Raw genomic sequence first — 14,261 nt, forward strand, 5'->3', positions numbered from 1 at the left:
CTAGGCCAGGGCGAATTTAGCGATGCAGAGCGCGGCAATCAGCCAGACCGCGCCGCTCACTTCGGCCGCCCGCCCGGCCAGCACCTTCAGCGCCGCATGGGTGATGAAGCCGATGCCGATGCCGGTCGCAATGGAGAAGGTGAAGGGCATGGCGAGCGCGGTGATGATCGCCGGGACGTATTCCGTCATCTCGTCCCAGTCCAGAGACCGCAGCGACTGCGCCATCAGGCAGGCGACGAAGACCAGCGCCGGCGCGGTGGCGAAGCCCGGGATGGCGGTGGCGAGCGGCGCGAGAAACAGTGTCAGCAGGAATAGCGCGGCGACGGTCAGCGCCGTCAGCCCCGTCCGCCCGCCGGCCTGGATGCCCGCCGCGCTCTCGATATAGCTGACCGTCGTGCTGGTCCCGAGCACCGCGCCAAGGATGGCGCCGCCGCTATCGGCCGTCAGCGCCCGCCCCAGATTCGGCACCGTGCCATCCGGTCGCATCAGCCCGGCGCGATGCGTGGTGGCGATCAGCGTGCCGGTATTGTCGAGCAGATCGGCGAGGAAGAAGGTGAAGACGATGCCGAGCACGCCGAGCCCGAGCGCGCCGGCGATATCCATCTGCAGGAAGGTCGGCGCGAGCGAAGGCGGCATGCTGGCAATGCCGGCGAAGCGGGTCAGGCCGAAGGGCAGGCCGAGCAGCGCCGTCACCAGGATGCCGATCACCAGCGCCCCCGGCACCCGCCGTGCCGACAGCCCGGCGATCAGGATGAAGCCGAGACAGGCGATCAGGGTCGAGGGCTCCGACAGATTGCCGAGCGTCACCAGCGTCGCCGGATGCGCGACGACCAGCCCCATCCCCTTCAGCCCGATCAGGCCGAGGAAGAAGCCGATGCCCGCGGCGATGCCAAGCTTGAGGCCGAGCGGGATGCCATTCACCAGCCACTCGCGCACCCGCAGCAGCGAGACGGCGAGGAAGATGAGGCCCGAGAGGAAGACCGCACCCAGCGCCACCTGCCAGGAGATGCCCATGCCGCCCACCACAGCGAAGGCGAAATAGGCGTTCAGCCCCATGCCCGGGGCGAGGGCGATCGGGAAATTCGCCAGCAGCCCCATCAGCGCCGAGCCGATGGCGGCGGCAAGGCAGGTGGCGACGAAGGCGGCGCCCGGATCGAGCCCGGCAGCGGCCATGATCTGCGGATTGACGATGGCGATATAGGCCATGGTGAGGAAGGTGGTGGCGCCCGCCAGCACCTCCCGCCGCGGCGTGCTGCCGCGCGCGCCGATCTCGAAGACCCGTTCCAGCATTCCTATCCCTCGTTGGCCTGGATCATCTCCCGCACCCGGGGATAGATCGCCTGGGCATAACGCCGCCCGCTGAAGACGCCGTAATGGCCGACGCCGGTCTGCAGATGGTGCCGCCGCATCGTCACCGGCACGCTGCGGCAAAGATCGAGCGCCGCCATGGTCTGGCCGATGCCGCAGATATCGTCCCGCTCGCCCTCCACCGTCATCACCGCGGTGCGGCGGATCGCCTCCGGCCGCACCGGCCGGCCGCGCCAGGCGAGCCGACCCAGCGGCAACGCATGCTCCTGGAAGATGGTGGCGACGGTTTCGAGGAAGAATTCCGCCGGCAGGTCCATCACTGCGAAATACTCGTCGTAGAAGCGCCGGTGCATCGCCGCCCGGGCGACCTGCCCATCCGCCAGGTTCCAGACCTGCTCGTGATGAGCCTTCATATGGCGGCCGAGATTCATGGTCATGAAGGCCGCGAGTTGCAGCATCCCGGGATAGACCCGCCGCCCGGCGCCACGGTGCCGCCAGGGCACGGTGTCGATCAGGCTCCGCTCGAACCAGGCGATGGGCTGGGTCTGGGCCAGCCGGTTCACCTCGGTCGGGTGCTGGCGGGTGTCGATGGGGCCGGCCATCAGCGTCATCGAACGGGGCGAGGCGCGGTCATGGTCCTCGGCCATCAGCGCGACCGCCGCCAGCACCGCGGCCACCGGCTGGCAGACCGCCAGCACATGCCCGCCGGGACCAATGGCGCGGAGGAAGCCCATCACATGCGCGATGAACTCATCGAGGCCGAAGCGCCCGGCTTCGGGCGGCACGTCGCGGGCATTGTGCCAGTCGGTGATGTAGACATCATGGTCCTGCAGCAGCACCTGCACCGTGCCGCGCAGCAAGGTGGAGAAGTGGCCCGACATCGGCGCCACCACCAGCACCCGCGGCAGGCGGAGCGGCGTGTCCTTGCGGAAATGCAGCAGGCTGGCGAAGGGGGTCCGGGCCACGACCTCCTCCTCCACCTCCACGAGCTGGTTGCCGACGCGCACCGGCCCGATCTCGAATTCCGGCCGGCGATGGGTGATGCCGGCATGGCCGAAGGTCTCGAGCGTGCCGCGCAGCACCCGGATGCCGTCGAGGGCCGGATGTCGCGCCTCCAGCCCCGAGAGGATGCCGGCCCAGCCCCGGGCCTGGAGCCGCGCGGGCGAGAGCAGGTCCTGCCCGGCCTGCAGCATCTGGTAGATCATGCGGTCCCCGTCGCTCAGCACGCCGCCGCGCAGCACGCCCGGCGCATGGTGACAGCAGAGCACGGTTTCGCAACAGCGAAGCCGCTGCTACCCTGCCCCCGCAAGCAAGGAGAGCGCGATGTCGGAATCGAGGCGCCGCCGGCCAGCCACCGCCAAGGCCGCCGCAGCCTCGCCTGTCCTTGCGCATGCGCCCGCCCTGTTGCGGATCAGCAGCCGCAATTACTCCTCCTGGTCGATGCGGGGCTGGCTGATCCTCCGCCTCTCCGGACTGCCCTTCACCACCGAGGTGGTCTCGCCCGATGATCCCGCGACCCGGGCGGAGCTGCTGCTGCAATCCTCCTCCATCCTGCTGCCCTGCCTCGTGCATGATGGCGCCGAGCTCTGGGACACGCTCGCCATCGCCGAATACCTGCATGAGCTGCTGCCGGAGGCAGGGCTGATGCCGGCCGACCGCATTGCCCGCGCCCGCAGCCGCTCCATCTGCGGGGAGATGCATGCCGGCTTCCATGCGCTGCGCTCCTCCCTGCCGATGAACCTCCGGGCGCATGTGCCGGGCTTCACCGTCTGGTCGGCGGCGCGGGCGGATCTGGAACGCATCTTCAACCTCTGGCGCGGCTGCCTTTCGGCCTGGGGCGGGCCATGGCTGTTCGGCGACCGGCCGACGCTCGCCGATGCCATGTATGCCCCGGTGGTGCTGCGCTGCCGCAGCTACGACGTGGCGCTGGACGAGACCTGCGAGGCCTATGCCCGGACCGTGCTCGGCTGGCCGGCGGTGCAGGAATGGATCGCCGCGGCACGGGAGGAGCCGGAGCCGCGGATCACGGAATTGGAGTTTGAATCGGAGTTTTAGGCACTTAGCGCTCGTCATAGCTTGACTGACACCCTGCCGGATCATTACGCCCAATTCCTGGTTGCGAGCAGGCAGGACAGCAGGGGCCATGTCCTTCGGACGGATTCCGGTCATGCCGCCCCAACTCGGGGAAAGCCAGGTGCTCCTCCGCGCCTGGCGCCTGCTCCTGCCCTTGGCGGTCCTCCTGCCGCTGCTGGTGGCCGGTGCCGGGGCCTGGCTGGCCTGGCGCCAGGCCTGGCGGGAGGCCGAGCAGGGTGTCACCCATGCCGCCGATGCCTCGGCCGAATATGCGCGGCGGGTCTTCGACGGCCTCGTCCTCCGGATCGAGCGGGCGAACGACCTGCTGGCCGGATTGCGCGACGAGGAGATCCGGGCCCGGGAGGATGAGCTGCATCAGCTCCTCCGCCATGTCGCCGAGGCTGGGCCGGCGAGCGACGAGCGCCCACCCTACCTCTATGTCTATGACCGGGAGGCGCGGGCCCTGGTCTCCGGCACCATCCTGCCGGTGCCGAGCGCGGTCCCCCTGCCCCAGCGCGACTTCAACCAGGCGCTGCGCGGCCCGAACTCGCCGCCGGTCTTCCTCAGCCGCAGCTATGTCGGGGTGGTAACCGGGAAGGCCTATTTCGCCCTCACCCGGCGTCGGGAGAGGAGCGGCAACGGGGTGCCGCCCGGCGCCTATGACGGCGTGATCAACGCCTCCGTCTATGTCGAGGACGCGACCAAGGCGCTGCGCCGCCTCGCCACCGAGACGACCGGCGACGTCATCTCACTGGTGCGCGCCGATGGCGAGATCCTCGCCCGCTCCCTGCCGATCCCGCCCGGCAGCCGGATTGGGGACAACAGCCCGATCCTGCCGCTGATCCGGCAGGACGTGGAGCGGGCGACCTTCAACGGCCGATCGACCCTCGATGGGGCCGAACGGCTGGTCGCCTATCGGAAGGTGCCCGGCTATCCCGCCTATATCTCGGCGGCGCGTCCGCATACGGCCATCCTGGACCGCTGGAGCAGGGCGCTGGTGCCGCTGTTCGGCACCGGCCTGCCGGCGACCCTGGCGCTGCTGGGGCTGGCCCTGCTGGTCCGCCGCAGCCAGCGGGAACTCGCCGCGGCGAATGCCGGGCTGGAACGCCGCGTCGCCGCCCGCACCCTCGCCCTGAGCGAGAGCGAGGCCCGGTTCCGCGCCGCCATCGAGGGCGCGCCGATTCCGATGATGCTCCATGCCGCGGATGGCGCGGTGCTGGCGCTCAGCCGAAGCTGGAGCAGCTTGACCGGCTATGCGGCGGCGGAGCTGTCGACCCATGCCGAATGGACCCGCCGTGCCTTCCCGCCCGCGGAGGCCGCGTCCCGCGAGGCGCAGCGCATCCTGGCCTTCGCCGCCGGCACGCCGACCGGCCCCGAGGAGCTGGCGGTCCTGACGCGCGATGGCGCCACCCGTATCTGGGAGGTCCATGACGCGCCGGTCGGGGCGCTGCCCGATGGAAGGCGGCTCCGCGTCAGCGCGGCGATCGACGTGACCGAGCGGCGGGCGGCCGAGGAGCGGCAGGCGCTGCTGGCGCGGGAGGTCGATCACCGGGCGAAGAACGCCCTCGCCGTGGTGCAGGCGGCACTGCGGCTGACCCCGCGGGACGATCCCGAGCGCTTCTTCCGCACGGTGGAGGCGCGCATCGCCGCGCTGGCCCGCGCCCAGGGCATGCTGGCCGAGACCCGCTGGCGCGGCGCCGATCTGCGCGCACTGGCCGAGGGGTCGCTCGCCGCCTTCCTTTCGCCGGCGCCAGGCGCGCCGCGGGCCGAATTGTCCGGCCCGCCGGTGATGCTGGCCGCGACCGCGGTGCAGCCGGTCTCGCTCATCCTGCATGAGCTGGCGACCAATGCGGTGAAATACGGCGCGCTCTCGGTGCCGGGCGGGGTGGTGACCCTGGCCTGGGCGGTCGAGCCGGAGGCCGGCCTGCTGCGCCTCCACTGGACCGAACGCGGCGGGCCGTCCCTGGCCACCGCGCCCGGACGGCGCGGCTTCGGCTCCCGCATCATCGAGACAACGGCGCAGGTGCAACTCGGCGGCCGGATCGAGAAGCGCTGGCTGCCGGAGGGATTGAGCTGCGAGCTCGCCATGCCGCTCGACCGTACCATTGCCGCCCCGCGGGTGGCGGCGGAATAGCCAGCCGTCGCGGCAGTTTCGCTATCGGCCGGTCGCTCCCGCTGGCAGTCTCCGCGCCATGCCCCTGCCCCGCGCCTTCGCGCCCTTGCGCCATTCGGTCTTCCGCACCCTCTGGCTGGCGACCCTCGCCAGCAATATCGGCGGCTGGATGCAGAACACCGGCGCCGGCTGGCTGATGACCAGCCTCTCGCCTTCGCCCCTCATGGTTGGGCTGGTACAGGCCGCGACCATGCTGCCGGTCTTCCTGCTCGCCCTGCCGGCGGGGGCGCTGGCGGATATCGTGGACCGGCGGCTCTTCCTGCTCGGCGCCCAGGCCTGGATCCTGCTGATGGCACTGATCCTCTCGGCGCTGACCGCCACGGATTCGATCGGCCCCTGGGGGCTGCTGGCGCTGACCTTCGCCATTGGCGCCGGCAGCGCGATGAATTTCCCCGCCTGGGCCGCCACCACCAACGAACTGGTCCCACGCGAGGATCTGGTCGGCGCCATCGCCCTGAACGGCATCGGCTTCAACCTGGCCCGTGCGGTCGGGCCGGCGCTGGGCGGCTTCGCCATTGCCGCCGCCGGGCCGGAGGCGGCCTTCGCGCTGAACGCGATCGCCTTCCTCATCCTGATCATGGCCCTGATCTTCTGGCGGCGGAGCGAGCCGCCGAACCGGATGCCGAAGGAGCACCTGCTTTCGGCCATGCGGGCCGGGCTGCGCTTCGTCTCGGCCAGCCCGGGGATGCGGGCGGCGATCCTCCGCGCCTGCGCCTTCTTCCTCTTCACCGCCGCGGTCTGGGGGCTGCTGCCGCTGTTCGTCCGGCAGCAATTGGGGCTCGGGCCGCAGGCCTTCGGGATGATGCTCGGCATCATGGGCATCTCTGCCGTCGGTGCCGGCTTCGCCCTGCCGGCGCTCCGCGGGTGGCTGGACCGCAGCGGGACGGTGTTCTGGGCCTCCCTGCTGGCCGCTGCCGCCATGGGCATCCTGGCCGTCTCGCATCACTGGGCGCCGGCGGCGATCGGCATGCTCTGCTATGGCGCCGCCTGGATCGCTGCCGGCAGCACCCTCTCCGCTGCCGCCCAACTTGCCGCGCCGGCCTGGGTGCGGGCGCGGGCGATCGCGATCTACCAGCTCAGCTTCTTCGGCGTCATGGCGCTGGGCTCGGCGCTGGCCGGATGGCTCGGCGGCAGCTTCAGCGTGCCGCTCGCGCTTGGCCTCGCCGCCGCGGGCTGCGCCATCGCCGCCTTCCTGGTCCGCGGCTGGCGGATCGACAGCCTGGCCCTCGCCGAGGCACCGGCCGCCGCAGCCAGCATGCCGCAACCGGAAGCCCCGGCCGATGAGCTGCGGGGCATGCTGGGCGAGGCCTCCGGCCGGGTGATGGAGGTGGTGCGCTACCGGATCGACCCTGCCGAGCGGAGCCGCTTCCTCGCCCTCATGCAGGAGGTGCGGCGGGTCCGGCTGCGCGCCGGCGCCGGGAGCTGGCAGCTCTGGGAGGATGTCGCCCATCCCGATCGCTGGGTCGAGCTCTGGACCATGGGGAGCTGGACCGAGCATCTGCGGGAGGAGACGCGGCTGACCGAGGCCGACCGGGCCGCCCTCGCCCGCGCCGCCGCCCTGCATCGGGGCGAGGCCGAGGCAGGGCCGGAGGCGGCGCGTTTCCTGAACGTCAATCCATGAGCGGGGCTTGGCATCCCGCCGCGCACGGGGTTGTCATGGCGGGTGCGGGCGTCCCGGGCCGGGCTTCTGCGCTGCGGCAGGATGATGCGTGCTGCCGGTGCGCGGGGGGATGACCTCCGGCGCGGACATGCCACATCCTGAGGACCACTGAGGAGAGGAGTAGCCCATGGCGAAAGCCAGCAAGACCCACGCCACCCGCAACGACGTCCCGAGCAATGCCAAGCAGGTCTCGATCGGCGTTCTGCAGGCCTGCATGGTGGATACGATCGACCTCTACAACGCCACCCGCCAGGCGCATTGGAACGTGAAGGGCCCGCATTTCGGCGAGCTGCACAAGCTGTTCGAGGAATTCTACCGGGCGCTGCAGGAATCGACCGACGACTTGGCCGAGCGCATCGTCCAGCTCGGCGGCACGGCGAATGGCATCACCCAGACCCTCGCCGCCAGCACCCGCCTGCCGCCCTACCCGACCGACATCTATGCCGGCATGGACCATGTGGTGCAGCTCGCGGACCGCTATGCCATGGTCGGCAAGGCGCTGCGCGAGGGGATCGACTCCACCGACGAGGCGGGCGATGCCGATACGGCCGACCTGCTGACCGAGCAGTCCCGCGCTGCCGACAAGATGCTCTGGATGATCGAGGCGCATCTGCCCCAGGACAAGGCGCCCTGAGCTTCTTCGGGAATGCGCCTTAGGGCGCATTCCTGTGTGGCGGCACCGGCTCGCCCCCCCCGGCTACCCACGACAGTATGCTGATGGACGGCCGGGTGCGGGCCGGTGCCGGGCCTGATTTCGATACGGGCGGCGGGGCGACTCGCCGCCCGCATTGTATCTGCGGCCCCTGCCCGCTATCTTGGGGGGAACAGGGGAACAAGACATGAACGATCTCTTCGGCGGCCGCCGCCCCCCCGCCCGGGGCGCGGCGCCCGAGGCCTCCTATACCGCCCGCGACATCGAGGTGCTGGAGGGGCTGGAGCCCGTCCGCCGCCGGCCCGGCATGTATATCGGCGGCACCGACGAGAATGCCCTGCACCACTTGGCGGCCGAGATCATCGACAACGCCATGGATGAGGCCGTGGCGGGCCATGCCGACCGGATCGAGGTGACGCTGGAGCCCGGCAATTGGCTGACGGTGCGCGACAACGGGCGCGGCATCCCGACCGACCCGCATCCGAAATTCCCCAAGCTCTCGGCGCTGGAGGTGATCTTCACCACCCTGCATTCGGGCGGCAAATTCTCCGGCAAGGCCTATGACACCTCGGGCGGCCTGCACGGCGTCGGCTCCTCGGTGGTGAATGCCCTGTCGGAGCGGCTGGAGGTGGAGGTGGCGCGCGACCGCACCCTCTTCACCCAGGCCTATGCCCGCGGCAAGCCGCTGGGCAAGCTGAAGAATGCCGGCGCCATCCACAACCGGCGCGGCACCACCATCCGCTTCAGGCCGGACCCCGAGATCTTCGGCAAGCTGGAATTCCAGGCGGCGCGGCTCTACCGGCTCTGCCGGTCCAAGGCCTATCTCTATCGCGGCGTCGAGATCCGCTGGGCCTGCGACCCCGCGCTCGCCACCGGCGACACCCCGGCGAGTGCGACACTGCATTTCCCGGGCGGCCTGGCCGACTTCCTCGCCGCCGCGACCGAAGGCCGCAGCCAGGTCGTCCCCGCCCCCTATGTCGGCGAGGCGAGCTTCCCGGAGGGCGCCGGCCGCTGCGAATGGGCCGTGACCTGGCTGGAACAGGGCGACGGCTTCCTCTCGACCTATGCCAACACCATCCCGACCCCGCAGGGCGGCACGCATGAGGCGGGGCTGCGCGGCGCGCTGGTGAAGGGCCTGCGCGCCTATGGCGACATGAAGAAGGAGAAGCGCGCCGCGACCGTCACCGCCGAGGACCTGTTCGGCGGCCTCGCCGGGATGCTCAGCGTATTTGTCCGAGACCCGCAATTCCAGGGTCAGACCAAGGAGAAGCTGACCAGCCCCGAGGCGACGAGGCTGGTCGAGACGGCGCTGCGCGACCATTTCGACCACTGGCTGGCCGGCGCCCCCGCCACCGCCGACAACCTGCTCGCCTGGGCGATCGAGCGCGCCGAGGAGCGCATCCGCCGGCGCGAGCAGAAGGACACGCCGCGCAAATCGGCGACGCGCAAGCTTCGCCTCCCCGGCAAGCTCGCCGATTGCTCGCGCGAGAGCGCCGAGGGCACGGAGCTTTTTCTGGTCGAGGGCGACAGCGCCGGCGGCTCCGCCAAGCAGGCGCGCGACCGGGAGACCCAGGCGGTGCTGCCGCTGCGCGGCAAGATCCTGAACGTCGCCAGCGCCTCCGCCGACAAGCTGCGGCAGAACCAGGAGCTGCGCGACCTGATCGAGGCCTTGGGCTGCGGCGCCGGCGAGCGCTTCGATATCGGCAAGCTGCGCTACGGCCGCATCGTCATCATGACCGATGCCGATGTGGACGGCGCCCATATCGCCGCCCTGCTGATGACCTTCTTCTACAAGGAGCTGCGGGAACTGGTGGCGCAGGGCCGGGTCCATCTGGCGCAGCCGCCGCTGTATCGGCTGCAGCATGGCGGCAAGTCGGTCTATGCGATGAACGATGCCGACCGCGAGCGCATCCTGAAGCGGGAATTCAAGCCGAGCCAGAAGGTCGAGGTCAGCCGCTTCAAGGGCCTCGGCGAGATGCCGCCGGCGGCGCTGAAGGAGACCACCATGGACCCGAAGCGCCGCACCCTGCTGAAGGTGGTGCTGCCGCCCGAGGATCGCGCCCAGACCGCCGAGCTGATGGAGGCGCTGATGGGCCGCAAGCCGGAGCTGCGCTTCAAATTCATCCAGGAGAATGCCGCGAAGCTCGACGAGGCCGAGGTGGATGTCTGATCCGCTCTGGCCGATACGGGGCCTGCATGGGACAAGGAACGATGCAGCCGATCCCCCGTGCCCTGCTGGGCTTCCTCGCCGCCGTGCTCGCGGTCCTGACCTTCCATCAGGGGATGTGGGGCATCCTGCATCTCCTCGGCATGATGCCGCGGCCGCCCTATCCGATGAACCCGGTGCCGCCCCTCGGCGTGCCGCTGCTGGTCAATCTCTGCTTCTGGGGCGGGCTCTACGGCCTGGTCTATGGGCTGGTCCTGCCGCGGCTGCCGCGGGCGCCAGGCTGGCTGCTGGGCCTCGGTCTCGGCCTGCTGGCGGCGCTGGTCGGCTGGTTCGTGGTGGCGCCGCTGAAGGGCCAGCCGATCGCTGCCGGCTGGGTGCCGGCGCGGATGCTGCTCTCGGTGCTGATCAACGGCGCCTGGGGCATCGGGGTCGGTATCATCCTGCCGATGCTGCTGCCGCGCCCCGGCCTGCTACGCGGCTAGCGGCGCCGAGGCCGGCAGGCTGACCGGCAGTTCGACCCAGAACAGGCTGCCCGGCCGGCCATCCGACCGATCGGCATGGCCGATGCGGCCGCCCAGATGCGCCGCCATCCGGGCCGAAACGGAAAGGCCGAGCCCGACCCCTTCGCTGTCCCGCCCGGTCGGATCGAGATGAACGAAATCCTGGAACAGCCGGCCCCGCAGCGCCGCGGGCGCACCCGGCCCGGTATCCAGCACCTCGGCCCGCAGCACCCCGCCCCCCTGCGCCCCGGGCCGCATCTCGAGCCGCAGGCGCACCTCGCCGGCAGGGGTGAACTTCACAGCATTGTCGAGCAGGTTGATCAGGATCTGCTTCATCCGCGTCCCGTCCAGCCGCAGCCGGGGCGGCAATGGCCCCGGCACGTCCAGGAGGAGCGCGAGCCCCGCCCGTTCCGCCGCCGGCCGCATCAGGGCCACGCAGTCCCGTGCCAGGGCCAAGGGATCGGCCTCGGCCTGTTCCGGCGCGCCGAGCCGACCCGTCTCGATCCGGGCGATATCGAGCAGGCGGGAGACGATGGTCGCCAAGTGCTGGGCGGAGCTGCGGATCGTCTCCACCCCCTCGCGCAACTCGGCCGGCAGGCGGCGGTCGTGCAGCAAGGCCTGGGCCCAGCCCAGCACCCCGTTCAGCGGGGTCCGCAGCTCATGGCTCGCAGCGCCGAGGAACCAGGTTTTGGCCTCGCTCGCCGCCGTCGCCGCATCCCGCGCCTCGATCAGGGCCCGCTCCTCGGCCGCCAGCCGCTCCGCCATCACCGAGACCTGCTCGGCCAGCGCCACCAGCTCCGGCGCGGAGGCCTGGCCGAGCCGGGCCCGCGCCGTGAGATCGCCCTCGGCAAGCTGCCCGATGGTCCGCCGCAACGCCTCGATGGGACGAATCAGCAGCACCTCGCCGCCGATCAGCCCGGCCAGCAGCAGCAGGCTGCCCACCACCGCCAGCAGGATGAAGGAGGAGCGCCGCTCGCTGTCGATGGCATCGAGCAGCCTCGGCACATCGAGCCCGACCAGGATGCGGGCGCCGCTATTGCCGAGCGGGGCATAGCCGAACACCGCCTCGCCGCCATCGAGGCTGGCCGAACGGGTATGGCCGGCGGCCGTGCTGAGCGCGAGCCCTGTCAGCGGGAAATTGAGCAGGCTGCGGCCGATCGCCTCCGGCATCGGCGGATAGCGGGCCATCAGCACGCCGCGGCTGTCGATGATGCCAACACGGCGGTCGGTGCCGAGCCGGTCGACGATGGACAGCAGCAGGGAGACCGGGTCGAGAGCGATGGCGACCACGACCTGCACCCGGCCATCCGGACGCAGCAGCGGCTCCGCCGCATAGATCGATCGGCTGCCGGGCCGGGTGCGCGAGGTGGTGAGGTCCGAGAGGACGAAGCCGTGGGTAACGATGGCCTGGCGGATGTGCGGCCGGTCGCTGATATCGAGGCCCGCGGCCTGCGGGTTGGTGCTGCAGGCCACGATGCCGTCCGGCCGGACGACGGAAATGGTCTCGATCCAGGAGGTGGTGGCGCGGACCCGGCGCAGCGAGACCTCGCACTCCCCACCGCGGCCCTCGACCACCTCCGGCACCAGGGTCAGGGTCCGCATCAGCGTGCGGGACTGCAGGACCAGCGCGTCCAGCTCACGCGCCACGGATTGCGCCTCGGCCCGCGCCTGCTCACCCGCGGCTGCCAGCCGGGCATCGGCGCGCCCGGCGAAGTAGTCCCCGACCAGCACTCCCGGCACGACGATGCAGATCAAGGCCAGGGCGAAGACCCGGGCACGGATGCCATTGAGACGCCAGGAAACGGAGCCTGGGCCTATCCTGTGAGGCACAGTCCTGGGCGAGCCGGAAGCGGCCTCGGCCGTCATGATATCTCCCACGGCAGGAGATCAGGATATTGCCTGCCGTATTGTTACGCTATCGATAAACCAGCCCGGTCCGGCATACTAGCTGAGAACGGCAGCGGCGTCGGCATTATCCGCGCGAGGGTTGTGTTGTAACGGGATCGTCATGCTGACCATGACACCCGCCTCCGACCAGTCACGGGTGATTCGGCCGCCCAGTTGGGTGCCGATGGTGCCGTCCAGCACCCGGGTGCCGAAGCCGCGCCGGGCGGGGCTGCCGGATACCGGCGGCCCGCCGCGCTCAGCCCAGTCCAGCAGCAGCCGTCCCGGCGGCTCGACCTGCCACCGCACCGCGACCTCGCCACCGGGTTGGCCAAGCGCGCCATGCTTCACCGCATTGGTCGCCAGCTCATGCACCGCCATGGCCAGGGCCTGCGCGCCGGCCGGCCAGAGCAAAACCGGCGGGCCGTCCAGCCGCACCCGCGGCGCGCCCTGGCCCTCGGCCAGGAAGGGGGCAAGTTCCTCCTCCAGCAGCGTCCGCAGCGCGGCGCCGGACCATTGGCCGCGGGCCAGCAGGGTCTGCGCCCGGGCCAGTGCCGCAACCCGCCCCTCGACCGCGCGCATATAGGCGGTTGGATCGTCCCGCGCCGTGAGCCGCAGCGCCGCCTGCACGACCGCCAGCGCATTCTTCGCCCGGTGGTCCACCTCCCGCATCAGCAGCCGCTGCCGTTCCTCGGCCTGCTTCCGCTCCGTCACGTCGCTGCTGACGCCGACCAGCCGCAGCGGCAGGCCGGTGGCCGGATCGGGATCGGCCGCGACGCCATGGGATTCGATCCAGCGGTAGCCGCCATCCCGCGCTTGGCTGCGATACTCGATCCGGTAGCTGTCCGCCCGGCCCTCGGCGACCGCTGCGATGCTGGCCTCGACCTGCGCCCGGTCCTCCGGATGGAGCAGCGTGACGAGCTGGTCGAGCGGGCAATCCAGCAGCGGCAGGTCCTGCCGCGCCGGAACCGTCTGGCCCGACCGCCGCACCACCCGCCGGCGCAGGTCGATCTCCCAGGAGCCGAGCCGGGCGGCGCTGATTGCCAGGCGCAACCGTGCCTCGCTCTCGGCCAGCGCCGCCTCGGTGGTGCGCTGGGCGGTGACGTCGGCCAGCCCTTCCAGCACCGCGACCGGGCGCCCGTCTTCCCCACGCCGGAGCACCTTGCGGACGGCGACTACCAGCCGCCGGCCGTCGCGGGCCTGCTGGTGCAGGTCGCCGGTCCATTCGCCATCCTGCTCCAGCACGGCCTCGATCTCGGCCAGGGGTAAGGGGAAGACGGTCCGCAGCAGGGCATGGGCCGGCTGGCCGAGCGCCTCCGCCGCCGTCCAGCCATAGAGAAGGCTGCAGCCCTCCGACCAGAAGCGGATGATACCGTCCATGTCCCGCGTCATGGCGGTGCCGAGGTTGAGCGTCGCCAGCAGGTCGCGCAGCCGCTCCTCGCTGGCCCGCAGTGCCTCCTCCGCCCGATGCTCCGCAGTGCGGTCACGGAAGACGACGCCGAGGCCCTCCGCGGTGGGGAAGACGGTGACCTCGACCCAGCGATGCGGCCGAACCACCCCGGCGATCTCGGTGCGCAGCGGGCGGCGCTGGTCCATCACGCCGCGCAACAGCCGCTCCAGGGGGCTGTCGAGTGCCTGGGGGAAGACCTCCCAGATGGCCCGGCCGAGCACCTCCTCCGGCGGCCGACCGTAGTAGCTTGCACAACCGGTATTGAAATCGGTGAAGCGAAAGGCGCGATCCAGGGAATAGGCATTGTCGCCGAGGGCCCGGAACAGATCCTCGGTGCCCAGGACAGGGGTGACCGGGGCCGGGTCGTCAGCCGTCATGGCCGCATGGTTCCTTA

The 14,261-nt window shown here is 71.1% G+C and carries 10 protein-coding genes; 6 read left to right on the forward strand and 4 right to left on the reverse strand.

Annotation, left to right across the window (positions count from 1 at the left end):
- Both JMJ55_RS12800 and phaZ read right to left on the reverse strand, forming a co-directional pair.
- Positions 1-1,290 carry an NCS2 family permease gene (locus JMJ55_RS12800; RefSeq protein ID WP_202825933.1) on the reverse strand — a complete coding sequence of 430 codons (1,290 nt, stop codon included), beginning with the start codon at positions 1,288-1,290 and terminating at the stop codon, positions 1-3.
- Between the two features lie 2 nt (positions 1,291-1,292).
- The gene (gene phaZ, locus JMJ55_RS12805) at positions 1,293-2,576 is read right to left on the reverse strand and encodes a polyhydroxyalkanoate depolymerase (RefSeq protein WP_328702617.1); all 1,284 of its coding nucleotides are present in this window, start codon (positions 2,574-2,576) and stop codon (positions 1,293-1,295) included.
- A 55-nt stretch (positions 2,577-2,631) separates the two neighbouring features.
- Between phaZ and JMJ55_RS12810 the strand changes: the two genes are divergently transcribed.
- The 6 genes from JMJ55_RS12810 to JMJ55_RS12835 all read left to right on the forward strand — a co-directional run bounded on the left by JMJ55_RS12810 (position 2,632) and on the right by JMJ55_RS12835 (position 10,515).
- A complete protein-coding gene (locus JMJ55_RS12810; RefSeq protein ID WP_202825934.1) occupies positions 2,632-3,363 on the forward strand; it encodes a glutathione S-transferase in 732 nt (243 codons plus the stop codon).
- An 88-nt stretch (positions 3,364-3,451) separates the two neighbouring features.
- Positions 3,452-5,515: an HWE histidine kinase domain-containing protein gene (locus tag JMJ55_RS31590; RefSeq protein WP_202825935.1), complete on the forward strand. Its 2,064-nt coding sequence runs from the start codon at positions 3,452-3,454 to the stop codon at positions 5,513-5,515.
- A 58-nt stretch (positions 5,516-5,573) separates the two neighbouring features.
- Entirely contained in the window at positions 5,574-7,175 is a 1,602-nt protein-coding gene (locus JMJ55_RS12820; RefSeq protein ID WP_202825936.1) for an MFS transporter, read from the forward strand.
- A 166-nt stretch (positions 7,176-7,341) separates the two neighbouring features.
- Positions 7,342-7,848, forward strand: a complete 507-nt coding sequence (gene dps / locus JMJ55_RS12825; protein WP_202825937.1) for a DNA starvation/stationary phase protection protein Dps — start codon at positions 7,342-7,344, stop codon at positions 7,846-7,848.
- 205 nt (positions 7,849-8,053) lie between these two features.
- On the forward strand, positions 8,054-10,036 hold the full coding sequence (gene parE / locus JMJ55_RS12830) for a DNA topoisomerase IV subunit B (protein ID WP_202825938.1): 1,983 nt from the start codon (positions 8,054-8,056) through the stop codon (positions 10,034-10,036).
- 41 nt (positions 10,037-10,077) lie between these two features.
- Positions 10,078-10,515 carry a hypothetical protein gene (locus tag JMJ55_RS12835; RefSeq protein WP_202825939.1) on the forward strand — a complete coding sequence of 146 codons (438 nt, stop codon included), beginning with the start codon at positions 10,078-10,080 and terminating at the stop codon, positions 10,513-10,515.
- On the opposite strand, the gene JMJ55_RS12840 is transcribed toward JMJ55_RS12835, so the two are convergent.
- Both JMJ55_RS12840 and JMJ55_RS12845 read right to left on the reverse strand, forming a co-directional pair.
- Positions 10,504-12,399: a sensor histidine kinase gene (locus tag JMJ55_RS12840; protein WP_202825940.1), complete on the reverse strand. Its 1,896-nt coding sequence runs from the start codon at positions 12,397-12,399 to the stop codon at positions 10,504-10,506. The two genes, JMJ55_RS12835 and JMJ55_RS12840, sit on opposite strands and share 12 nt — an antisense overlap.
- A 78-nt stretch (positions 12,400-12,477) precedes the next feature.
- Entirely contained in the window at positions 12,478-14,244 is a 1,767-nt protein-coding gene (locus JMJ55_RS12845) for a sensor histidine kinase (protein ID WP_202825941.1), read from the reverse strand.
- Positions 14,245-14,261 lie beyond the last annotated feature (17 nt).

The organism is Belnapia mucosa (assembly GCF_016775475.1).
In the GTDB taxonomy this organism is placed as follows: Bacteria; Pseudomonadota; Alphaproteobacteria; order Acetobacterales; family Acetobacteraceae; genus Belnapia; species Belnapia mucosa.

Excerpts from the sequence above, each read along its gene's own strand:
- JMJ55_RS12800 (WP_202825933.1), bottom strand. The coding sequence starts at position 1,290 with ATGCTGGAACGGGTCTTCGAGATCGGCGCGCGCGGCAGCACGCCGCGG.
- JMJ55_RS12845 (WP_202825941.1), bottom strand. The coding sequence starts at position 14,244 with ATGACGGCTGACGACCCGGCCCCGGTCACCCCTGTCCTGGGCACCGAG.
- JMJ55_RS12835 (WP_202825939.1), top strand. The coding sequence starts at position 10,078 with ATGCAGCCGATCCCCCGTGCCCTGCTGGGCTTCCTCGCCGCCGTGCTC.
- JMJ55_RS12840 (WP_202825940.1), bottom strand. The coding sequence starts at position 12,399 with ATGACGGCCGAGGCCGCTTCCGGCTCGCCCAGGACTGTGCCTCACAGG.
- JMJ55_RS12810 (WP_202825934.1), top strand. The coding sequence starts at position 2,632 with ATGTCGGAATCGAGGCGCCGCCGGCCAGCCACCGCCAAGGCCGCCGCA.
- JMJ55_RS12820 (WP_202825936.1), top strand. The coding sequence starts at position 5,574 with ATGCCCCTGCCCCGCGCCTTCGCGCCCTTGCGCCATTCGGTCTTCCGC.
- parE (WP_202825938.1), top strand. The coding sequence starts at position 8,054 with ATGAACGATCTCTTCGGCGGCCGCCGCCCCCCCGCCCGGGGCGCGGCG.
- dps (WP_202825937.1), top strand. The coding sequence starts at position 7,342 with ATGGCGAAAGCCAGCAAGACCCACGCCACCCGCAACGACGTCCCGAGC.
- JMJ55_RS31590 (WP_202825935.1), top strand. The coding sequence starts at position 3,452 with ATGTCCTTCGGACGGATTCCGGTCATGCCGCCCCAACTCGGGGAAAGC.